Origin of the sequence: Eubacterium sp. BIOML-A2, from assembly GCF_009680135.1 — a bacterium.
In the GTDB taxonomy this organism is placed as follows: domain Bacteria; phylum Bacillota; class Clostridia; order Lachnospirales; family Lachnospiraceae; genus Faecalicatena; species Faecalicatena contortus_B.
Map to the genome: position 1 here is coordinate 1 of NZ_WKZK01000048.1, position 22,269 is coordinate 22,269.

Below are 22,269 nucleotides of genomic sequence, written 5' to 3' on the forward strand. Positions count from 1 at the left end.
ATTGTATCAAATGGGCTGATGCGCGGTCTAACTGCGCTAAACTGCGGCCTGGGTGGGCCGGAGGCCCGGAATAATCAGTAGAACTGGGGATTAACATGACAGACGGCAGGTTTTCCACACATTTTTTTGAGGATAGAGTAAAAAAATTCATCGAAGTATTGGCTTCGGATTCAAGAAGAATATACTGTACAAATATCTTTGGAAACAATTATATTGACAATAAACTTATAAAAGTTTACAGGGAAATAGTGAGGGAATATGCGTCTAATAAGCTGATCTTTACGGACGGATTGGAACTATTAAACAGAGAAGAGTTTATATCAGAGGATCTGGTACATCCTTCAGTGGAAGGAATTATGGAAATTGCAGAGAACTGGTCCCGTATTATGGCGGAAAGCTCTCTGCCGTAAGTCCACGGGAAAAAGGCAAAGATTAAGTTATTCTGAACGGTATCGGTATTCAGTCGGCGTTACGCCAACCTCTTTTTTAAAGGTAGTACAGAAGCTGTGTTCGCTGTGAAAGCCGCAGCTGAATCCTATATTTTTTACCGTATCCCGGCTGCTTTTTAAGTAAAATTTTGCAAGGTTAATGCGTGATATCAGGATATATCTGTAAGGGGTATATCCTGTTTCTTCTTTAAACTTCCTTGTGAAATAGAATGGGCTCAGAGAAACACGGGCAGCAAGTGCATTCAGCGAGATGTCTTCGTCCAGGTGGCGGTGAATGTATTTCAATGAAATATCCATAAAATCAGATGCAGTTTTCTGCTTTTCCCTGCGTTCCTTTGAAAGTCCGAGAAGAGTGAGTATCTGGGAGATGTCCTGGGAGATCAGCAGCTCATTGATGTTGTTCTTTTTTAAAAGCGTTTCATATAAACGGTTCCATATGGCTTCTAATTGGGCCGGACTATCCAGAAGTGTATAGAAGAATGGCATATCGTTTCTTAAATAGTCAAAAAAAGCGCGGCTGTTTCCGCCGTCAAAATGAATCCACTCCAGTTCCCACACTTCGGATGTCTGGTATAGATGGGGGCAGTAACAGTCCAGAAGACATACTTCGCCCGGATGCAGCTCTCTGGTAATTCCGCCTGCGTTAATGGTACCTTTCCCCCTCTTTGTATACAGAAGCAGAAAACTGTCATAACTTGTTCTGTCAACTTTATATCCGGCGCTGCAGTAAAAATGTCCGATACATAGGGGGTAATATAAAAAATCAGGAATACAATTCATGGTCGTGTGAAAATAAATTGTGGAATTAGGGGAAACCCCTTCATTAAATGAATGGCTCATATGCTCTGCCTTTCTGGATTCTGCTAAATCTCAATGTAACAATAGCGGATTTGTTTTGCTAATTATAGGATCTGAGTAAAAACTTGTCAAGATTATGCAGAGCAATTTTTTGATATAAATGGGCAAAGAAATCTAATGCCAGAAACGAGGGAACAGGGTAAGATGAAACGGTAAAGAAAACCGTAAAAACATTACGCAGTACGGGATACCGGCAGGCGGGACAAAAAAGGAGAGGTAGTATGCAAAGATATGCGATTGATAAGAACGACCGAATAATTCTGAGAGAACTGGCTAAAAAGCAGTATGAATACTCTCAGACTGAAAAAAATAAAAATAGAATCAGGGAGTGGACGGATCACAATTCACTGCAGGGGAAACGCCCTATGATTCATCTGGAGATGTGGACGTTTGCGCAGGAAATCATTCCCCAGCGCCTGCAGTGCAAGGGCGAATTTGCCAGAGACGTAGAGACAAAACTGTACTGCAATTTTTTGAACCAGGAACTGTTTGACGACGATCGTGTAACCCCGGATTATTATCCGATGCCATACGATACCCATTTTACTTTATTCAATATTCCAATAAAAAAACACAACAGTGTGGGTTCTGTCGGACATGAATTCATTTCGGTTGTGGAAGATCTGGAAGATGACTACGAGAAACTGCAGGAAACAGACTACGGGGTAGATATGGAGTCGACCATGTTGAAAAAACAGGCGCTGGAGGAAGTGTTTGGAGATATCCTGCCGGTTAGGTTGCAGATGGACTGCCTCTACAGCGTGCCAACACAGATGATAGTTCATTTTATGAAGATGGAAAATATGATGTTCAATATCTATGACTATCCGGAACTTTTCAAAGAAATGATGAACCGTATTGCAGACGATACGCTTGCCTACTACCGGATGCTGGAAGAAAAGCGCCTGATTCTGCCGACAACCGGAGGCGAGAGTCTGGGGCAGGGCAGTTGGTGCTACAACCGTGAACTGCCGGGGGAAGAAGAAGCAAAAATACGTCCGCTTACAACGCGGGATGTCTGGGGATTCATGGATTCCCAGGAGACAGTAGGTCTGTCACCGGAGATGTTTGAAGAGTTTATCTTCCCCTGTTATAAGAAAATATCCGAACAATACGGCCTTCTGTCCTATGGTTGCTGTGAACCGGTGGATCCGATCTGGGAAAACTGCATCTCAAAACTGGAGAATCTTAGAAAAGTGTCTATTTCACCATGGTGTAACGAAGAATACATGGGAGAACGGCTTAAAGGCAGTAAAACTATTTTCCACAGGAAGCCGTCCCCGAACTACCTTGGAGTGGGAACTGTGCTGGACGAGGAAGCAGTAAGAGAAAGCATCCGGAAAACGATGAAAGCATCCGAAGGATGTAAACTGGAAATCACACAAAGAGACGTATATACAATAAATAACGATCCCCAAAAAGCAAAACGATACGTTGATATTATTAAAGCGGAGGCGGGGATTTAGAGGAGGGGAGGACGCCTGTGCGGGCCGTGTCTCCTGCCGCAGCGGGAAACTTCCATGCCCCTTTTTCGCTGCGGTCCGTTTGCCTACTGCCACTAGATAAAAACCACACCGGATTGGAAGGCACCGGCGGCGTATGGGATGTGGAGTATAGGATACAGTCACCTGCAGCCAGTCCAAATCCGCTGCCCCCGTATTAGGTATCCCTCCGGGAAGCGAATCAACACAACCGACTTGATGCGCCCAGCGAAGTAAAAGGTGAGGCGGGGAAGCTCCGGGGAGGGAGATGCCATTTCTAAGTCCATAGAGTGCGCTTTAGAACCCGTTAGAGAAAAAACAGAAAACAGGGAGGGCAGAATTTGTTTTCCAAAACAAATTCTGTTGCCGCCGGCGGCGCGAATGCATCGGCATTCGGGCCAACTGCGGCAAGCACCCTCCCTGTTTTCTGTTTTTTCTCTTACGGGTTCTTAGCAAACGGACAGGATCTGGAAATGGCATCCCCCTCCCCGGAGCTTCCCCGCCTCACCTTTTACTTCGCGCCCCCATCCATTCATTCCCAAAGTTCGTTCACTATTTCCGTATTTTATACTTTATGCGCGGATTTTTTACTTTACGGCAATGCGGTAAGGCGTTATGCTAAAGCGTGTTTGGAAATTCATTGTCGCAACAGGTTTAGGGGAAAAGGAGGCGTTTTTTATGGATTGTAAAGAAGAAAAAGAAATCGGGTACAGGCTTCGCAGCCTGATGGAAGAGGAGATAAAGAAGGAGCATTTTGCGGGGGCTCTGATTGGTTATTATGAGAAGGGGAGGGAAGTTTTTGTGGATACTTATGGTATGGCTGACAGGGAAGAGGCCCGGCCTGTGAGGCGGGATACGATTTTCCGGCTATATTCCATGAGCAAGCCTGTGGCTGCTGTGGCTGTGATGATTCTGGCGGAGAGAGGGCTGCTGGACCTGGATGCTCCGGTCTGCAGGTATTTGCCGGAATATGAACGGATGTATGTTCTGGGGGATGAGACTCCGTATACCATTACGGTGAGGCAGCTTTTGAATATGACTGCTGGGATTGTATATCCGGATGAGGATGCGGCCGGACAGGAAATGACGGGACTGTTTGAGGATATTCATGCGCATATCAGAGATGGTGCGGGGTATAGTACGAGGGAGGTTGTGAAAAAGATCGCGGAAAAACCTTTGGCCAATGTGCCGGGAAGTGCTTGGCGGTACGGGCTTTGTGCGGATGTACTGGGGGCTGTCATAGAAGTAGTGTCGGGGATGACATTGGGAGCGTTCTATAAAAAAGAGATTTTTGAGCCTCTGGGTATGGCGGATACCGGATTCTATGTGCCGCGGGAAAAGTGGGGCAGGCTTGCCCAGCTGTACCGGCAGGAAGAGACGGAGAATGGCGTGAAGCTGGCGGTGGAAGAGGAACGGACCCTGGGACTTACAAAGTGCCTGGAGCAGCCGGCTTTTGAATCTGCAGGGGCGGGGCTGTTATCCACGGCGGATGACAGTGCGCGGTTTTGTATGATGCTGGCAAATCAGGGGATTTTGGACGGGGTTCGGATCCTGAAAGCGGAAACCGTGGAACAGTTTATGCAGAATCAACTGGGGGAAACGCAGACAGAATCCATTTATTTTGAACATATGAAGGGATACGGGTACGGCAATCTAATGCGGGTGCTGCTGGATGAAAATGCTTCTCCCATTGGAGGAAAACAGGGGGAATTCGGCTGGGACGGCTGGGCAGGCGCGTATATGGCCGTGGATGGAAAGAAGCAGACAGTATTCTTGTTTATGGTGCAGGTCAGCGCTTATTCCAACTGGCCTTTAAACAGAGCGATCCGGGAGATTCTGTGCAGGTGAGAAAATCCGACGGATTCAAAAGGAGCGGCCTTTTTGCAAAGGGGTCAGACCCCTTTACAGAAAAAATACCACATGTTCGGATTTCTAACAAAATGAAAGAAATTTGCAATGAACAAATATTTACGGACGTGTTAATCTTTATTTAACAAAAGAAATCCCATATTAAATGAGGGCAAGGAGGAAAATTTATGAAACTGAAAAGAGTAACTGCGATGGCTATGACAGCTGTTCTGGCACTTGGAATGCTGGCAGGGTGCGGAAAGAGTGATTCCGAAGATACTGCAAAGAGTGACTCCGGCAGCAAAGACACGAAGCAGGAAGCAGACGGTGATGTAACTACTATTACATATTGGGGATGGGACACGAACTGGTATGAGCCGATGTTCGAAAAGTTCATGGAAGAGAACCCGGATATTAAGATTGAGGCTACCAATGTTGCATACAGCGATTATTTTACAAAGATCCAGCAGGCAATTGCTTCAGGATCAGAGCTTCCGACCATGGTTCAGCAGAGCTGTACATTGATTGCAAACTACAAAGAACTGGGTGTGTTCGAGGATCTGACCTCAGACCCATACAATGTGGATCCGAATATCTTCTTTGACTTTATCAAAGACAGAGCAATGACAGACGACGGACAGCTGATCGGTATTGAGCAGTCAGTATCTCCGTCAGCAATTGCATACAAGAGAGATCTTGCGAAAGAATATTTTGGAACAGATGATCCGGAAGAGCTGGCAGCACTGTTCCAGTCAACAGACGACTACATTACAAAAGGCAAAGAAGTTAATGAAAAATCAGGCGGAGATGCTTACCTGTTCCATTCCAGCGGCGCTGTTGCTGAGTGGCTGTACTTTGCAGACAGCACAGAGCTTCAGACAGGGGATACCGTAAACTTTACAGAAAAGATGACTCCGGTTATGGACACGCTTGTTAAGATGAGAGACAACAAGGTTGTGGATACATTTGAAAATGGTACTCCACAGGCAAACGCTACATATGCAGATGACAAGCACCTGTTCTATCCTTGTCCGAACTGGGCTATCTCTTACTACATCAAGGCCAATGACCCTGACGGCGAAGGTAACTGGGGCCTGATGATGCCTGCTACAGGCGGTTACAGCTGCGGCGGATGTTCCGTAGGTATTACAAACACAAGCACAGATGCACAGAAAGATGCTGCATGGAGATTCTTAAAATGGGCATTCCTGGAGCAGGGCGGTGTTGACACTGCAAAAGAAGCAACAGACTACTATGTACCAACAAAAGAATTCTATGAAGACGCTTCCTATGCGTCAGGAGCAGATCCGTTCTTTGCAGGACAGGATGTAGGTGGTTTCTTATATGGAGAAATCGCACAGAGCATCGTCATCCCGACTCCTTCAATCTACGACCAGACAGTCATCGATATCCGTGACCTGCTGGCAAACGCGGTGATGTCGGATTCAAGTCTGGATACCAAGGCACTGATTGATAAGGGCCTTGAGGAATGTGCAAACCGTATTACGGACAGTGACGTTAAGGTAAAATAAGCAAAATGGAAGTGAAACGGAAGAGTGCTTTCCCGAAACGGACACCCTTCCGTTTTTTAAGCCCGCCGGCAGGAGACATGTCGGCAAAATGTAAGGAGAAATATCTATGAACAGTAAAGGCAATAAAAAATATACAATCTTATGGCCGTTATTTTTTGTGGCGCCATTCATCATCTTCTTTCTGGCATTTAACTTGTTCCCTATTCTGTACTCTGTATTTTTAAGTTTCCATGACTGGAGCGGAATTGGCGACAAAGTGTTTATCGGACTGGACAATTATGTGCGCATCTTTACCCAGGACAAGACGGTCTGGAAATCACTGGGGAATACGCTGTATATCATGGTGCTGGGATTCCCGCTGTCCATCTTCCTGGGCCTGGTGCTGGCAGCATTCTTGAGTAACCTGAAAAAATTCCGTAATGTATTTCAGACAATTAATTTTCTGCCTTACATCACCACACCGGTTGCAATCGGCCTGATCTTCACGTTTCTTTTTGACTGGAATACAGGAATTATAAACAAGATTCTCTCATTTTTCGGAGGGGAGGGGATCAACTGGCTCGGCAATGCCAAATTCGCCCCGCTGGTTATCGGATTTATGATTATCTGGAAAACGACCGGATATTATATGGCACTCTATCTGGCGGGAATTACTTCTATCTCAGAGGATATATACGAGGCGGCAAAGGTAGACGGCGCAGGTCCGGTAAAAACATTTTTTAAGATTACGCTGCCGCTTTTAAAACCAATCACAATATTCATTGTGATCACCAGCCTGATTTATGCACTTCAGCTGTTTGACGAGCCAAACCTGATGTTCAACGTCTCTACAACGAGTGTCATCGGTGGACCGGACAGATCCTGCCTGACGATGGTGTGGAACTTTTATGACGTGGCATTTGGATCCACTGCAAGACTGGGATACGGTTCTGCTGTTGCGACAACACTCTTTATTATTATCGTAATCACATCACTGGTTGGCATGAAGCTGATGAATAAAAAGGAGGCGAAATAAATGAAAAAGTTATCAAGTTCATTATCTTATGTTATTTTAGCCGTTATATCATTTATTTCACTGTTTCCTTTTTACATGATGATCACAATGTCAACGTACAAAACGGAACAGATATTCCAAAGCATGCCGTTTCTGCCATCTGATTATTTTGGGAAGAATATTGCGACCGTGTTTCAGTCCAACTTCCTGCAGTCCTATGGAAACAGCCTTTTTATCTCCGTAGTCTCCATGGCAGTCTGTGTGCTGGTAAGTGCTATGGTTGGGTATGCCATGCTTGTCTATGATTTTAAGTTTAAAAAAGCTTTGATGAATTTTATTATGCTGACCATGATGGTGCCGACACAGATCGGTATCATCGGATATATGATTGAGATGCGGACACTGCACCTGACCGGGACATTATGGCCCATGATCCTTTTGTGGTTTGCCAATGGATTTGGTGCGTTCTGGATGATACAGTTTATCAATGGTTCCATGCCGATGGAGATCGTTGAAAGCGCCAGAATTGACGGAGCGGGAGAACTGAAGATCTTCTTTGGAATGGTGTTCCCCTGTATCAGACCGGGTGTACTTACACTGTGCCTTTTAATTTTCCTCTGGTCCTGGAACAGCTACCTGGTACCGCTTGTATTTGTTAACAACGAAAGCCTTAACACGATACCGATCTTTATCAAGAGCCTGGCCAATGCCTACCGTACGGATTACGGCGCGCAGCTTTCCGGCCTGCTCCTTGCAACAATTCCGCTGCTTATCATGTTCATCTGCGGTTCCAAGAGCTTTATCAAAGGCCTCACCGCGGGCGCCGTTAAAGGCTAAGGGAGTATTTCCCGGGTTTGCAGCAGGCTGTAAAATAAGGTACAATAGAGGAATTACAGGGAATGAGGTAATTCTTATGGATAATTATGTAAAGCTTTATATCGTCGATGACGAAAAGATGGCGATAGAGTATTTTAAGAGATTGATAGAGGGGCTTTCTCCTGCCTGCAAAGTGGTGGGAGAGGCTCTCCATGGTCCGACTGCACTGGAGGAAATCCCGAAGGTACAGCCGGATATTGTATTTGTAGATATCAGCATGCCGGTTATGAATGGGCTGGTTCTGGCAGAGCGGATTCTGCAGCAGAATAAAAATCAGATCATCGTGCTGCTCACTTCCTACCGGGAATTTGATTATGTGAAGAGAGGAATGGAGCTTGGGGTGAGCAATTATCTGTTGAAAAATGAACTGACTCCCGAAAGTTTAGGCAAAGAGATCCGCAGTATTATGGAACAAGTCAGACTGGAAAGAAAGCGGCTCCATACCTATCAGGAATATAATCTGAAGCAGTTCCTGGAAAGCGAAAGCAGCCGGACTGAAGGCATGGAAAATATTTATAAGGGCAGCACGCTGAACAGATTTGCCCTGACAGCGGTAAAGCGGATCCATCCTGTCTGTATGCAGGCTGTGTATGAGGAGCATGTAAACTTTGAAAGCATGCAGCTGGAAGAACTGGAATACCCTGAGGGCATTACCTGCCGGGGGGCGGTCAGGCTGTCGGAGGAAATGTGGGCCGCGGTTTTCTTTATTCATGAAGTCGTGTCCGACAGTACGGTGCTGTTGGAGCAGTCAGCAGGGAAAATGCTGCAGTTATATAAGAAGGCAGGCATCCCGGTATCTGCCATTATTTCAGATGTCTTTCGGAATTTTACAGATCTTCCGCAGGCGTACAGGCGCATTTTCAGGCTTTCCCAGCATATGCTCTGTATGGGAAGAGACAGGATCTATCATCAGAACGATGTGGAAAACGTACTTCGTGCGGACCGGCAGACGGAAGTTTATATGTCAGACCTCGTTGGTATTTTGGATGCGGAGAAGGAAACTGAGGCAAAGGCCCTGATTGATCGCTTATTTGAGGAGGCTGCGGCCTACACCATACAGGAATTTACCAGAATGCTGCAGGAACTGCACGGTGTGATAAAGAGATATGCCATGCGTAAAAAGGTGGATATCAATGCCATTCCGGTACAAAATGAATTTTACTCCGCCGGTGAGGCCAGGGAGTATATGCAGAAAATGGTATCCGGGATATTTCACCACCTGCGTGAGCAGGATGAGAAACACTACTCCAGAAACGTATTGTTAATTCTGGAATACATACAGCAGCATTATGCAGAAAACATCTCCTTGCAGGATATTGCCGAGGCGGTTCAGCTTTCAGAGGGGCATACAAGAAAATGTTTCAAGCAGGAGATCGGAACAACGGTTGTGGATTATCTGACCGAATACCGTATCAATCGTGCCAAAGAGCTGATTAAAAACGGCGAGCGGATTACCAGTGTTTATGAGAAGGCCGGATTCACGTCCAGCCAGTACTTCAGCTATGTATTCAAGAAATATGAGGGCATCAGCCCCAGCGAATATGCGCGCCGGCTGCGATGATCAGAGAGGGGGGACAGCCATATGAGACTGCGGTATACATTAAAATTTAAGCTGATCGTGTCCGTGCTGCTGATTATGTCAGTTACCTATGGGATCAGCAGCTTTGTAATATACCACAATGTGTTCGGGACAATGGAAGAACAGATTATTTTGGATGAGCAGCAGAAACTGGAGCAGACCAGCCATCAGCTGGAGTATGTGCAGGAGTCTGTGGAGGGTGTGGCTAAACAGATCGTCATTTTATCCGAACTCCAGAATCTCATCAAAGAGAGCCGCACAAAGGACAGCTTTGCGGCTTTGGTCAGCCATGACAAAGTAAGGCGGCTTATTTCTTCCTATACAAATATGCAGCCATATTTGAGCAGTGTTATCGTCATTACTCCGGACGGCAAGACTTTTTCCAGCAACCAGTACGAGAGCGCGTTTCAGCCGGAAGAGGAGGCATGGTACCAGGAATTTAAGGCGCATAATGTGCAGTCGGGGTTTACCACGCTGCACTCCTATCTTTCTTCACAGGCCGGGTGGCAGAGCGATGTGATCAGTTATGTAATGACGTTTAAGGATATCCAGAACGGACGGGATATCATGGGGGATCTGATCATTCATGTGGATTTTAAAGAATTGATCGCCAAGGCGGAACTGGATGACAATCTGCTGAAAGGGTATGCCCTTTATGACAGATGGGGAAATAAAATCTTAGGCAGTGGGAAGCTGACGCTTCCCTATGAAGCAATCGCTGAAAATGAAAACGGTAAATACCGGCTGGACAACGGCAATGTAATACTCTGCAACCGAAGTTTCTCGGACGGCTGGATTATGGTTTCCGAGGTGTACAGTGATCAGATCGGGAATAAGCTTTCCACGATGCAGAAGCTTTTTCTGATGACATTCGCGGCTGCCATTACCCTGCTGGTTGTTCTGATCTATTACTTTATCAACCGGATTACCAGGCCTGTGGGACAGCTGCATGCGGCCGCCGAGAAAGTGCGTACCGGTGACTTTGACGTAGAAGTGGATATCCATACAAATGATGAACTTGAGATCCTGGGAGATTCTTTTAACAGTATGGTGCAGGATCTGCAGAATCTGCTGGAAGAATCTGTAGAGCATGAGAAAAATATCCGGGAAATGGAAATTAACAGGCTTATGCTGCAGATTAATCCCCATTTTATCTACAATACACTAAACTCCATCGTGTATATGGCACAGATGAAGGGGGACAACGATATCGTAAAATTTGCGAATGCGTTTATATCTCTGCTTCAGGATACACTGCGGGTGGAAAAAGACAGCATATACATCAGCATGAGACAGGAAGTGAAGAACATCAGGAATTACCTGACGATTCAGGAATACCGGTATCCGGACCGTTTTCAGACTGACTATCAGATTGATGAGGATGTGCTGGACTGTGAGGTGCCCAATGTCCTGATACAGCCAATTGTAGAAAATGCGATTTTTCACGGGCTGGCAGGTAAGATTAAGCCCGGAAGGCTTTGTATCCAGGCGCGCAGAGAAGAGGAATGCCTGGTTATCCGCGTGGTGGATGACGGGATAGGGATGAGCCGGGATAAGGTAGAGGAGCTACTGGCTTCGGATGAAGAAATTAAAGGAAAGATGCGGACGATAGGCGTGGCCAACGTCAGCAGACGAATTGCAGAAATATATGGGGACGGATACGGTCTTCAGATTGTCAGTGAGGAAGGAGTGGGTACCAGGGTAACGGTGACAATACCGTACCGCAGATACCAAAAAACCGATGAAGACAGACTTGAGCGAGCAGAAAATGAGCAGCCCGTCGAAGTTGGAAAAGATTAGTTTCGGGCTGGGCGATTTTTCGGGAAATGGTATTTTTACATTTGTATCAACATATCTGATGTTTTTTTATACAGACGCAGCAAAGCTGGATCTGGGAGCCATCGGCATGATTTTGCTGGCCGGAAGAACGGTAGATGCAGTATTCAGTCCTGTTATGGGATTTATCGTAGACCGTACGGATACCCGCTATGGAAAGTGCAGGCCCTTTATTGCGGCAGGGATACTGCCGGTATGCCTGCTGATGTGTGCATTATTTTATTCGCCGGCTTCTTTTTCCGAACAGGGAAAAGTTTTCTATGCGGCAATGATTTATGTCCTGTTCAGCCTGCTGTACGCATTTATCAATGTTCCTTACTCTACGATGCTGACCGTGCTGAGCGGAAGACAGGAAGATCGGATCGTGTTCAATCTTTTTAAAAATGTTGGGGCCAACTGCGGCGGTATCTTCGTAACTGCCTGTACGCTGTGGCTTGTGAACGAACTGGGGAACAGCAAACGACAGGGCTTTATGCTGGCGGCAGTCCTGTTCGGCATCATCTTCCTGTGCAGCTCCCTTGTGTGCGCCGCGCATGTAGTGGAGCGGGTAAAGCCGGGGAAAGGGCAGGAAAAGAGCGGAATCCTCCGGTCCCTGAAGGCTGCAAAGGATAACAGGCACTGGCTGGTACTCTGCGGCGTACAGTTTCTGAGCCTTACCTATATGATGGTGAGAAATCAGGGAACCCTGTATTATACAAAATATTATCTGGGGCAGGAAGCGTTAAGTTCCCTTTTTCTATCGATTATGCCCCTGGCCTCGGTTGCAGTTGCTTTTATACTGCCTGCCATCGCAAGGAGAAGGGGAATGCGGTTCTGCGTGAGAAGCGGAAATATATTATGGTGTATGTCCATGGCGGGAACTTGGGCAGCAGGAAAAAATGTAGCGGCAGCAATTTTATTTCATATAACAGCCAGCATTGGCTGGGCCATGGCCACCGGAATGGTTTTTGTTATGCTTTCGCAGGTAATAGACTATTCCCAATGGAAGACGGGGGTGAGGCCTCAGGGCTTTCTTACCTCTATGATAGCTCTGGTACAGAAGCTTGGGATTGCCTGTTCCGGCTACATCTGTGCTTTTGTTCTAAAACTGGGCGGCTATCAGGCGGGAAATGCCGGGGGCGCAGAGACGCTGTTTGCAATTCGCATGAATTTTGCCGGACTTCCCTTTCTGCTGTCGGCAGCAGTTATCATTTTGATTTCGTTTTATACACTGGATGAACAATATCCGGAGATAGAAAGTGATTTGAACAGGCAGCAGGAATTATGATACAATAAAAAAGTAAGGCTCGAAAAGACCTTGCCAACTATATTTTATGCATCGCACGTAAGGGGCCAAAATACGGCCACTAAGTGCTCGCAGCTATAATAAACAGATATATGATGGGCTGGCGGCATACCCGTGTGACAGGTATGAGTGAAGAGATGTCTTTAGGCAGATTTATTTTAAACTGCAGACAGCCGCATATTAATAACGATCAGGAGGTATATGATGGCAGTAGACTACAAAGCGTCTGAAAATCGATACGGGGAAATGCATTACTTGCACAGCGGGAAAAGCGGGCTTCAGCTTCCGGCCGTGTCGCTTGGGTTATGGCATAATTTTGGAAGCAATTGTGATTTTGAGAATATGAGGGCTTTATGCCGGACAGCGTTTGACCATGGGATCACACATTTTGACCTTGCTAATAATTATGGTCCCGTACCGGGCAGCGCGGAAGAAAATTTTGGCCGGATACTGGTAAAAGACCTTGGGGTGTACAGAGATGAATTGGTGATCAGTACAAAGGCCGGTTACGATATGTGGGAAGGGCCTTACGGAAATTTTGGAAGCAAAAAACACCTGCTGGCGAGTTTGGACCAGAGCCTGAAGCGTATGGATCTGGAATATGTGGATATCTTCTACCATCACCGCATGGATCCCGATACCCCTGTGGAAGAAAGCATGATGGCGCTTGCGCAGGCGGTCCACAGTGGAAAAGCATTGTACGCAGGAATCTCTAATTATGACAGAGAACACACGGTTCAGGCAATGGAAATTATGAAGGATCTGAAGTGTCCGCTGATTATTAACCAGCGCAGATATTCCATCTTTGACCGTACAATCGAGGAGGATGGCGTAAAAGAAGCTGCCTCCGCAGCGGGTCTGGGAATCATCTGTTTTAGCCCGCTGGCACAGGGACTTTTGACCGATAAGTATCTGCATGGCATTCCAAAGGACAGCCGGATCGCTAAGGACCCACGTTTTTTAAAGAAAGACAGCCTGACAGAGACAAGGATTGAACAGATAAAGGGGTTGAATGAGCTTGCTGCTAAAAGAGGACAGACCCTGGCTCAGATGGCTTTGTCCTGGATACTAAAAGATAACGATATCACAAGCGTATTGATTGGAGCTTCCAGGCCGGAGCAGATTACGGAGAATATAGAGATCATACATAACAGAACATTTTCAGACGAGGAATTGCGGGCTATAGATGCGCTTAGTAAGTGAGGCGATGTGGTGGCTGGGGGGACGCCGGGTCGGAGCCGGATATGTGGCGTGGCCGGGCTGCTCATTCGTGAACGGCCCCTAAAGGAAATGCAGCCTGTTTGGATGGAACCAGGGAGATTCACTGCGCTGTCTTGATGACAGCGCAGCTCAGCTCCCTTTGAAATTTTTTTTGTGAAAAAATTTCATCCATCCAAACAGGCTGCATTTCCTTAAGGGGCCGTAACACTTATTTTATGCCCGGCCACGCCACATATCCGGCTCCGACCCGGCTGGCGCATCAGGCCGGTATGGCGGCTCACTTGGGAAGGGCGCCGAGGGGGCAGCGTATGGGGGCTGGGGAAGTGTTTGGTTATAGGGCGGAGATGTTTCTTATTCGTTGAATTTTGCTTCCAGGTCGGGCATGTGGTTTATTTTGGAACGGAGGATGAGGTTATAGGGGAAGCGGGCCTTGTAGATTATATTTTTGGATTCTCCGCAGCGGCTGCATTTCATGGGGTAGGAATAGACGTATAGGTCTTTTCTTTGTAAATTCATACCAAATGTTTCATTCATACATTTTCTGCAGTATTTTAGCTTATGCAATGGGTATTTAATTTTGCTCATCTTATGTATTCTCCCTTTGATCTGTTTTTCCCCGCAGCCATTAATTCTTAGGAGGGATTAAAGGCTGCGGGGATATCTATATGAATTATCGGCGGCATCATTTTTATATACCTGGGTTTGTTTGGCTATTCCCTGAAGTCGGCTGGCTGGGCCGGTTCGGATAGGGAATGATATTTGAAGGCACATGAAGCTAACACTGCTTTCGGAATTGAACGAAATTAATCATTCAGGGTAGCAGTGTTTGTATTCAAGAATTGTAAATTTTATCTCATCCTCTCTTCTCTTTGACTTCTCAATGAACTACTAACAACTTAATATTAGTTATGTTGTTGAGGCAAAGAAGTTAAAAAAGACATCCTGAAACTTTAAACAACATAATATTAGTTATGTTGTAAAATCAAGGAAGTCTGTAAATCAGCCATACATAGCAACAATTATTTATATCTAATAATTTAACAGTTTTAAAAAGTCATGTCAAGTTTTAGTTTCTAATATGGGTCCCCTTTATTAAGTATATACCATAACAAGGCATAGAGCTACAACATAACTAATATTATGTTGTTAAAAACACGAGGGTGTCTTTTTTATTACCCTGTTACAAGTCCAAGCCGTTGAATCTGTTTTCTGTAATTTTCCGCTGTGTTTGCAGTATATATCCTTGTTACATCCAGATTGCTGTGGCCCAGGAGATCCGCGAGTCCGGCTATATCATTTGTAAGTTTATAATAGGAGCGGGCAAAGAGATGCCTTAGATTGTGTGGGAATATTTTTTGTTCCGGGACTTTTGATATTATGCCCAGCGCCTTCATTTCCCTCCATAGATTACTTCTGTCCTTGGGCTTTCCGTTTCTTGTGATAAATATACATCCCTGAGTTATCCCATTTTTAGCGGCATAGTAAAGCAACTTTTTTTTCAGGCCGTCTGAAATCAATATGGTTCTGTGCTTTCCTTTATTTGATATGGTGATAGCTCCCTTTTTTATGCTTTCCACAGTGAAAAACACCAATTCACTTACTCTTGCACCCGTTGCCGCAAGGGTCTCTATGCTCATGGCCAGTTGGGAATTATGCCGGCTTCTTGCTGCTTCAATCAGATTTTTATAATCCTGTTTCGTCATTTCCTTTGCCTCGGGTATGAATAGCTGCTTTTGTACTTTCAGTCTTTTTGCCTTCCATCTTCCCAATCCCCAGAATTCCAAAAACTGGTTCAATGCTACCAGCATCGAGTTGATACTCGCAGCTTTGTATCTGGGATACAGCCATTCTTTATATGAAACAATGCATTTTTTATCAATTTCATAATTTCCTTCCAGATATTTATAAAAGGTACGAATATCGGTTACATACTTTGAGATTGTCGCCTTTGCATTCTCACGTTCGTATAGATATGCCTGAAAATCCTTCAGCGCTTCTTCGGGGTTAAACGTAAATTTTTCACTTTTATTGTCCATCTAATACCTCCATAAATTTTGATAGTAATAAATATATCTTATTTTGCTGCCATGCTGCAAACACGTCCAATGGGTATAATGCTTCATGCACATTGGACTTACTCTGTAGTTTATCCTGCAATGTGATTTTCATGCGTGGTAACAGTTCAGGCAGGCCCCAACTGCTGCCATGTGGAAATGTATAGTTACTATTCACGGGGCCGTGCACCCCGCTGTACGGCATCCGAGCCATTAAAGTGATGGAGCCGGGTATCTGGGCCGTGAATAGTAACAACGTATATAGGATGAATTGATTCCGCTTGACATCTTTTGAGGATGCATGCAAAATAAATGTATTATTACATAGAAAGGGATCGGAAGGCAGCAGAATGTATAGGAGATCCGGGGAAAACCATAATACCGGCCTTTTGCAGATATACTGACTGGATGACAGGGAATTGGGATGGGGGTAAATACTGTAATAAACAGCGATAATATTGTTGGGTTAATTCAGCGTACTTTGAATGAGGTGGACACCAGACTTGTGGACCACGGAGTCCGGGTGGCTTTCCTCGTATCATATATGATGGAGGTCGAAGGCAGTTACAGCAGACAGGAAAAGCAGGATATCTGTCTTCTTTCAGTATTGCACGACATAGGCGCGTATAAGACGGAAGAGATTGACAGGATGGTTGAATTTGAGACAGGAGATGTCTGGGAGCATTCCATATATGGATATGTCTTTTTACGTTACCTTTCTCCATTAAAAGATTGGACCGAGGCCGTGTTGTTCCATCATACACCGGCTGCGGAGCTTCTGCGCCTTACACCGGAAATCCGGGGGACCGCACAGATGATCAATCTGGCCGACAGGATGGAGATTTTCAGCAGAAGTTTCAGACAAGGGAGCACCCTGGAAGAGGTCAGAACCAGGGCGGCAGCTTTTCTGGCAGAAAATCGCGGCAACCAGTTTACAGACCATGTAACAGATTTGTTTTTAAAGGCAGACGAGGAATATAATCTTTTTGCAAAACTTCAGAAGGGCGATATTGAAGCAAAGGGGATCTTATCGAATATGAAACTTACCGATACGGAGTGCGGGCAGTACCTGGGGATGTTGATTTATGCAATTGATTTCCGCAGCCAGCACACGGTAACACATACCATTACAACTACCAGTATTAGTTGTTCTGTTGCAAGGCACATGGATATAACTCAGGAACGATCGGAGAGGATCCGATATGGCGCCATGCTTCATGATCTTGGGAAGATCGGGATTCCGGTAGAGATACTCGAATTCCCGGGAAAGCTCAGCACGCAGGCGATGAATATCATGAAGACGCACGTAGATATCACAGAGCGTATACTGGGCGGAAGTGTTGACGCCGACGTGACTCGGATTGCTCTGCGGCATCATGAAAAATTAGACGGCAGCGGTTATCCAAAAGGAATCACTGGAAAAGATATGACGCTGGAGGAGGAGATCGTCGCTGTCTCAGATATAGTCAGCGCACTTCTGGGGACACGCAGCTATAAAGAAGCTTTTTCTAAGGAAAGAACCCTCTCAATCATTCAGGAAATGGCAAAGAGCGGAAAGCTAAACCCGGCAATTATATCTGTCATACAAGAAAATTTTGACGAAATCGTCGACGAGGTAGCAGAAAACTGCAGTCCCGCTCTGGAAAACTATTATGGAATCCAATTGGAATACAGAAGATTACTTACCCGTTATTTAGAATAGTCAATGTTCGATTAATCGGCCTACCCCAAAACCTCCCACCATGTTTTACCAGCCCCGCAGACTTCCGCTTCATACAGGCGGCAGACCTCACTTCTTCGCTCCAAATAGCAAAAGCACCACTACGGTAGTCATGAATTCAGCCGCAGGTACGGTAAGCCAGATACCGTTAAGCCCCAGCAGTGCGGACAGAGTAAATGCCAGCGGGAGGACAAACAGAAAACCCCGCAGACAGGAGATCAGGAAGGCACAGCCTGGTTTATCCACAGCGCTGAAGTATGCTGCCGAAATGATGTTGGCACCGGCGAATAGGAAGGCCGTAAAGTATATGTGCATTCCGTTCACAGCGATTTCGTGCAGAGCAGGGCTGCGCTCTTTATTGAACAGATCTACGATCCCATCGGAGAAAAAATAGGTGACTCCATAGGAAATACAAGCAAAAAGGACGGACGCAGTCAGGGCATAGCGCAGTAAGCTCCTGACATTTTTTGTTTCTTTTTTTCCAAAGCAGCTGCTCAGAATGGGTTGAATACCCTGGGAGATCCCGGTGAAGATCGAGATCAGCACCAGGGCTATGTTGGCCAGTATTCCGTATGCCGCCACCCCAAGATTTCCGCTGTCTTTTAAAATCAGAAAGTTAAAGACGATCATTACAATTCCCGAGGAGACCTCCACGATTAAGGCAGAGACTCCCAGGGCGGATATATCCCGGATCTGTTTCAAACGAGGTCTGATGCGGCAGAGATGGAACTGATTTTCTTTCCGCCGGAAATGGCGGGACAGGATCAGCATGCTGATGACAGGGGCAACCCCTGTGGCAAATGCAGCGCCTGCCATACCCAGCCCGAGCGGAAAGATAAATACATAATCCAGTACAATATTGGACAGGCTGCCTACCAGCATGGCTGTCATGGACAGCTGTGGCTTTTTGTCATTGCGTACAAAACAGATCAGCAGATTGTTCAGCATGAACATGGGCGCAAACATGAGCAGAATGCGCAGATATATCCCCGTGAGCGGCAGAATGGACTCATCCGCACCCAGAAGGGCTGCAATCTGATAGGGAAACAGCAGGCCTGCCAAAAAGAACAGGGCGGCCAGTACCGTTACAAATAATAAAGCCTGAGTGAACACGGTTTTACGTGAATGCGTATCACCGCTGCCTCCGGCTATCGAATACCGGGTGGCGCCTCCCATACCGATCATCAGCCCCAGTCCGTTGATGAAGCTGTAGGCGGGAATTGCCAGATTCAAAGCAGTCAGCCCATCAGCCCCAACTCCGCGGGCAATAAAAAAGGTGTCTGCCAGAATATAACAGGAAAGTCCTATCATTCCCAGAATATTGGCAGAGACATATTTCATAAATGTCAGGAAAATAGAATCTGTTTTCATATAAACCTCCGTAGAATTAATCAAATATTGTCGTGCATTTTCTGTATATCCTTTATTTTATATGGAAGATTAAAAAAACATCCGTGTTTCATACCTTCCAGGGCCTAATGGTATGACATACGAATGCTTCAGGGTTCCTACCCGGCGGCAGGAAACAGCCGATTGTTAAGTTTTATGGCAGAACCGGCATCTGTCTGCTCAAAGTCGCTTTCAGCGAGGTGCATGGCACCGTCTGAACAGTAATAACAAACATACTCTAGCACAGATAAAAAAAGAAATCAATGCTTTTCTGAAAAGAGATTTTGTTGTAAAATAGACTTACTGTTCAGAACCAAATCACAATGGATATGCAAATTTTTATAGAAGAAAGAGGGAAGATAGATGAATAAAAAAGAAGTACTGGAGATCAGAAAACAGTTTACACCTGCAAATTGTGCAATTACACGCATTTGTGGATGTTATGTAGACCATGAAAAAAATAAAAAGATGGAGTCCAGAGATGCATTTCTCTCTCTGCCGGAGGAGGAAGCATTTAAGTATTTTGATATTTTCAAAAAGACATTATCGGGGGCGATGGGACGCAACATGCTGAACATGGAATTTCCGCTGGATGCAGAGATGCCCGGAGGAACCCAGGAGTTTTTGATGAAGCTCAGAGCCAGCAAACTGGAAGATGATATGCTGCTGGAAGAATTCTATGATAAGATTATTGACAGTTACATATATGAAGAGAATTATTATATTGTCCTGATCCATGCAATGTATGATATTCCGGGCAAATCATCCGATGATATGGAGATGTTTGATGCGTCCGATCATGTATACGAATATCTCCTGTGCAGCATTTGTCCTGTAAGCCTGTCAAAGCCGGGCCTTTGCTATAATGCTGAGGACAACCGGATTCAGGACAGAATACGTGACTGGATTGTGGATATGCCGGATAAGGGCTTTCTGTTTCCAGCATTTACAGACCGCAATATGGATATTCATGGCGTCCTGTATTATACGAAAAAGTCAGAAGATCTGCAGGAAGAGATGATTGACCGCGTACTGGGGGCACAGATGCCTATGTCCGCAGACACCCAGAAAGAGACATTCCAGCTTCTGATTGAAGATACGCTGGGCGAAGACGGCGACTACGAAACTGTCCGCAGCATCCATGAAACTTTAAACGATATGATTGAAGAACATAAGGAAGAGCCGGAGCCGCTGGCGCTGGACAAGACCGATGTAAAAAAGTTATTTGAGAAGAGCGGAGTGCCAAACGAGAAAATGGAGGAATTCGATAAGAACTTTGAGGAGACGGCAGGAGAAAAGGCTTCCCTGCTTGCTGCAAATATTGCAGAGACCAGAAAGTTCAATATTGAAACACCGGATGTTATTATCAAAGTCAATCCGGAGCGGATGGATCTTGTGGAAACAAGAGTGATCGATGGCAGACAGTGTCTGGTTATCGCGGTAGATGACCACATCGAGGTAAATGGAATCAATGTACGCACGATGAAGGCTCCCGGAAGTATTACCGTTGTCGGAAACTCTGAATCCGGGGAGGAAGAACCGCCCTGGAATGAATAGCAGCATTTTATAATAAGTGAATTATAGAGGATAAAAAGGGCTGAAAAGTGATTTCAAAATCATCTTTCAGCCTCTCTTATATCCCTTAGATTTATCGTTCTAAAACCCTGTTACTATTTCAGCCTTATGAATTCCCAAATCCAGCAGTGTCTGTTTGGTTGAGGCAAAATTATTTTCGAACAGCTGCCGGCAGGCGGCGGCCAGTTCTGTGCCATCAGGCGTTTGGCAGCCCTTCAAAATAGAGTCAACGGTCCGGGGCCATCCGGGAATGGATTCGTTTCCGGTAGTCTCCAGGCGGAGGATACTGCCCTTTAACAGCAGGTGTGTGAGCTTGCTGTATATTTCGCGTATTGCTGCCAGCGGACAGCTGCGGACAATGGCCTGCAGTATAGCGCCCACCGTGGCGACTCTGGAGCGTTCATGCCCCGGTATTGATGCGGCATGTACAATGTCTTCCAGAAGTGGTTCTGAAATATACGGAAAAGTGTATGCCATAACCGCCTCACCCGTAATGGCCAGAAACTGCAGCGCTTCCAGGAAGATGATCATATTGTCATCCAAAGTCAGATCCTGGAGCTTTTGGGGAATCGAAGCATCACCGGCAAAAATTACCCTCGTTCCGATTCCGTTGAGTGTTTTCACAACCCCAAGCTTATTCATCAGCATAATTGTACGCCTGGCAGTGATCTCTGAAATATGATAGGTGTCCGCAATAACAGCAATATGCGGCAGCAAAGTGCCCACCGGGTAAATGCCCTGGTTGATTTTACAGATCAAATCAATTGCCACCATATCACAATAGCGGGTGCGGCCCTTTTGCGGTTCCCAGTAAAAAGGTTCCTGGTTCATGTCTTCGGGAAGGGGCGGCATATCTTCCAGATAATTTTCTATCATCTCAAAGAATGTTTCTGCAAGCGTATCAAGATGCTGCCTTGTGACGGCAGATCCGTCCTTCTTATCATTTTGAATATACTGCAGGTATTCATCAGCCGTGCTATGTATAAGTGTACCGGCTTTTTGATCTCCGCAAACCAGCCGGAGTATATCCAGAAAAGAACTTCCGGCAAACGCGCTGATATCGTAGTACAGACTGAGGGCTGTATGGCTGCCCAGAGCATAAAGCGATTGTTCAAACTGTATCCACATATTCGTGTTTTGATACGGCAGCCTTTGGCTGTAAGTCTTTCCGAAAATAAACCCATTCTCCATATGACTTGCGCTGTGGGAACATGTGGGGGGAGAGAGCAGCTTAATGGTTTTGACAAGATCCAGAAGAGATTTGCTGCGCCGCTTAAAAATATCACTCTCCAGATAATTTTGGAATGGCTTTGCCAGTACAATTGTAGCCTTCCCGCGGCACAACTTAATAAGTCCTTCAGCCTCCAGCATCTTGAGAGCTCTCTGGGCCGGGCAGTAGGACACCTGAAACATTTCGGCAATTTCTTTTGCAGATGGGAAGCGCGCACCATCATCGTAAAAGCCCAGTTGTATTTTACCGGCAAGGTTGCGGTAGATTGTTTGTTCCTGGCTGTTATAATTAGACATTGTGTCATCCCTTTCCTGAATATAATACGATCTTCTTTTTATCAT

At 45.8% G+C, this 22,269-nt stretch carries 16 protein-coding genes; 12 read left to right on the forward strand and 4 right to left on the reverse strand.

The window, feature by feature from the left end; translation table 11 throughout:
- Positions 1-95 precede the first annotated feature (95 nt).
- Entirely contained in the window at positions 96-410 is a 315-nt protein-coding gene (locus tag GKG43_RS15960; protein WP_129879341.1) for a hypothetical protein, read from the forward strand.
- A 27-nt stretch (positions 411-437) separates the two neighbouring features.
- Here the strand turns inward: GKG43_RS15960 and GKG43_RS15965 are convergent, their stop codons facing one another.
- Positions 438-1,289, reverse strand: coding sequence for an AraC family transcriptional regulator (locus GKG43_RS15965; protein WP_050638877.1), 852 nt, complete (start codon positions 1,287-1,289; stop codon positions 438-440).
- A gap of 239 nt (positions 1,290-1,528) precedes the next feature.
- On the opposite strand from GKG43_RS15965, the gene GKG43_RS15970 reads away from it, so the two are divergent.
- From GKG43_RS15970 to mgrA, 9 genes are all read left to right on the forward strand, one after another.
- On the forward strand, positions 1,529-2,773 hold the full coding sequence (locus tag GKG43_RS15970) for a hypothetical protein (protein ID WP_050638876.1): 1,245 nt from the start codon (positions 1,529-1,531) through the stop codon (positions 2,771-2,773).
- Positions 2,774-3,466: 693 nt separating this feature from the next.
- The gene (locus GKG43_RS15975; RefSeq protein WP_055154307.1) at positions 3,467-4,636 is read left to right on the forward strand and encodes a serine hydrolase domain-containing protein; all 1,170 of its coding nucleotides are present in this window, start codon (positions 3,467-3,469) and stop codon (positions 4,634-4,636) included.
- 188 nt (positions 4,637-4,824) lie between these two features.
- The gene (locus tag GKG43_RS15980; protein ID WP_055154305.1) at positions 4,825-6,168 is read left to right on the forward strand and encodes an ABC transporter substrate-binding protein; all 1,344 of its coding nucleotides are present in this window, start codon (positions 4,825-4,827) and stop codon (positions 6,166-6,168) included.
- 106 nt (positions 6,169-6,274) lie between these two features.
- Positions 6,275-7,183 (forward strand): sugar ABC transporter permease, encoded by a 909-nt coding sequence (locus GKG43_RS15985; RefSeq protein WP_050638811.1) that lies wholly within the window; start codon positions 6,275-6,277, stop codon positions 7,181-7,183.
- Complete coding sequence (locus tag GKG43_RS15990; RefSeq protein ID WP_050638810.1) at positions 7,184-7,999, forward strand: carbohydrate ABC transporter permease; 816 nt, start codon at positions 7,184-7,186, stop codon at positions 7,997-7,999. It begins immediately after the preceding gene.
- Between the two features lie 76 nt (positions 8,000-8,075).
- On the forward strand, positions 8,076-9,599 hold the full coding sequence (locus tag GKG43_RS15995; protein ID WP_055154303.1) for a helix-turn-helix domain-containing protein: 1,524 nt from the start codon (positions 8,076-8,078) through the stop codon (positions 9,597-9,599).
- Between the two features lie 21 nt (positions 9,600-9,620).
- Positions 9,621-11,417: a sensor histidine kinase gene (locus GKG43_RS16000; RefSeq protein ID WP_055154301.1), complete on the forward strand. Its 1,797-nt coding sequence runs from the start codon at positions 9,621-9,623 to the stop codon at positions 11,415-11,417.
- Positions 11,371-12,720 carry a glycoside-pentoside-hexuronide (GPH):cation symporter gene (locus GKG43_RS16005; RefSeq protein ID WP_157355656.1) on the forward strand — a complete coding sequence of 450 codons (1,350 nt, stop codon included), beginning with the start codon at positions 11,371-11,373 and terminating at the stop codon, positions 12,718-12,720. Before GKG43_RS16000 ends, GKG43_RS16005 begins: the two co-directional genes overlap by 47 nt.
- A 222-nt stretch (positions 12,721-12,942) precedes the next feature.
- A complete protein-coding gene (mgrA, locus tag GKG43_RS16010) occupies positions 12,943-13,941 on the forward strand; it encodes an L-glyceraldehyde 3-phosphate reductase (protein WP_050638806.1) in 999 nt (332 codons plus the stop codon).
- A gap of 1,190 nt (positions 13,942-15,131) precedes the next feature.
- Here mgrA and GKG43_RS16015 read toward each other — a convergent pair.
- Positions 15,132-15,995 carry a tyrosine-type recombinase/integrase gene (locus GKG43_RS16015; protein ID WP_129879342.1) on the reverse strand — a complete coding sequence of 288 codons (864 nt, stop codon included), beginning with the start codon at positions 15,993-15,995 and terminating at the stop codon, positions 15,132-15,134.
- A gap of 442 nt (positions 15,996-16,437) precedes the next feature.
- On the opposite strand from GKG43_RS16015, the gene GKG43_RS16020 reads away from it, so the two are divergent.
- Complete coding sequence (locus tag GKG43_RS16020; protein ID WP_129879343.1) at positions 16,438-17,715, forward strand: HD domain-containing phosphohydrolase; 1,278 nt, start codon at positions 16,438-16,440, stop codon at positions 17,713-17,715.
- Between the two features lie 87 nt (positions 17,716-17,802).
- Here GKG43_RS16020 and GKG43_RS16025 read toward each other — a convergent pair whose 3' ends face one another.
- Positions 17,803-19,104, reverse strand: coding sequence for an MATE family efflux transporter (locus tag GKG43_RS16025; RefSeq protein WP_055154295.1), 1,302 nt, complete (start codon positions 19,102-19,104; stop codon positions 17,803-17,805).
- 381 nt (positions 19,105-19,485) lie between these two features.
- On the opposite strand from GKG43_RS16025, the gene GKG43_RS16030 reads away from it, so the two are divergent.
- Positions 19,486-20,679 carry a DUF4317 domain-containing protein gene (locus tag GKG43_RS16030; protein WP_055154293.1) on the forward strand — a complete coding sequence of 398 codons (1,194 nt, stop codon included), beginning with the start codon at positions 19,486-19,488 and terminating at the stop codon, positions 20,677-20,679.
- Positions 20,680-20,778: 99 nt separating this feature from the next.
- Here the strand turns inward: GKG43_RS16030 and GKG43_RS16035 are convergent, their stop codons facing one another.
- Positions 20,779-22,224, reverse strand: coding sequence for a GntR family transcriptional regulator (locus GKG43_RS16035; RefSeq protein WP_129879344.1), 1,446 nt, complete (start codon positions 22,222-22,224; stop codon positions 20,779-20,781).
- Positions 22,225-22,269: the final 45 nt, after the last annotated feature.

What these genes read in the sequence shown, in the direction of transcription:
- GKG43_RS15995 (WP_055154303.1), top strand. Translation starts at nt 8,076, where the DNA reads ATGGATAATTATGTAAAGCTTTATATCGTCGATGACGAAAAGATGGCG.
- GKG43_RS15970 (WP_050638876.1), top strand. Translation starts at nt 1,529, where the DNA reads ATGCAAAGATATGCGATTGATAAGAACGACCGAATAATTCTGAGAGAA.
- GKG43_RS15980 (WP_055154305.1), top strand. Translation starts at nt 4,825, where the DNA reads ATGAAACTGAAAAGAGTAACTGCGATGGCTATGACAGCTGTTCTGGCA.
- GKG43_RS15985 (WP_050638811.1), top strand. Translation starts at nt 6,275, where the DNA reads ATGAACAGTAAAGGCAATAAAAAATATACAATCTTATGGCCGTTATTT.
- GKG43_RS15960 (WP_129879341.1), top strand. Translation starts at nt 96, where the DNA reads ATGACAGACGGCAGGTTTTCCACACATTTTTTTGAGGATAGAGTAAAA.
- GKG43_RS16035 (WP_129879344.1), bottom strand. Translation starts at nt 22,224, where the DNA reads ATGTCTAATTATAACAGCCAGGAACAAACAATCTACCGCAACCTTGCC.
- GKG43_RS15965 (WP_050638877.1), bottom strand. Translation starts at nt 1,289, where the DNA reads ATGAGCCATTCATTTAATGAAGGGGTTTCCCCTAATTCCACAATTTAT.
- GKG43_RS16020 (WP_129879343.1), top strand. Translation starts at nt 16,438, where the DNA reads ATGGGGGTAAATACTGTAATAAACAGCGATAATATTGTTGGGTTAATT.
- GKG43_RS16015 (WP_129879342.1), bottom strand. Translation starts at nt 15,995, where the DNA reads ATGGACAATAAAAGTGAAAAATTTACGTTTAACCCCGAAGAAGCGCTG.
- mgrA (WP_050638806.1), top strand. Translation starts at nt 12,943, where the DNA reads ATGGCAGTAGACTACAAAGCGTCTGAAAATCGATACGGGGAAATGCAT.
- GKG43_RS15990 (WP_050638810.1), top strand. Translation starts at nt 7,184, where the DNA reads ATGAAAAAGTTATCAAGTTCATTATCTTATGTTATTTTAGCCGTTATA.
- GKG43_RS16000 (WP_055154301.1), top strand. Translation starts at nt 9,621, where the DNA reads ATGAGACTGCGGTATACATTAAAATTTAAGCTGATCGTGTCCGTGCTG.
- GKG43_RS16030 (WP_055154293.1), top strand. Translation starts at nt 19,486, where the DNA reads ATGAATAAAAAAGAAGTACTGGAGATCAGAAAACAGTTTACACCTGCA.
- GKG43_RS16025 (WP_055154295.1), bottom strand. Translation starts at nt 19,104, where the DNA reads ATGAAAACAGATTCTATTTTCCTGACATTTATGAAATATGTCTCTGCC.
- GKG43_RS15975 (WP_055154307.1), top strand. Translation starts at nt 3,467, where the DNA reads ATGGATTGTAAAGAAGAAAAAGAAATCGGGTACAGGCTTCGCAGCCTG.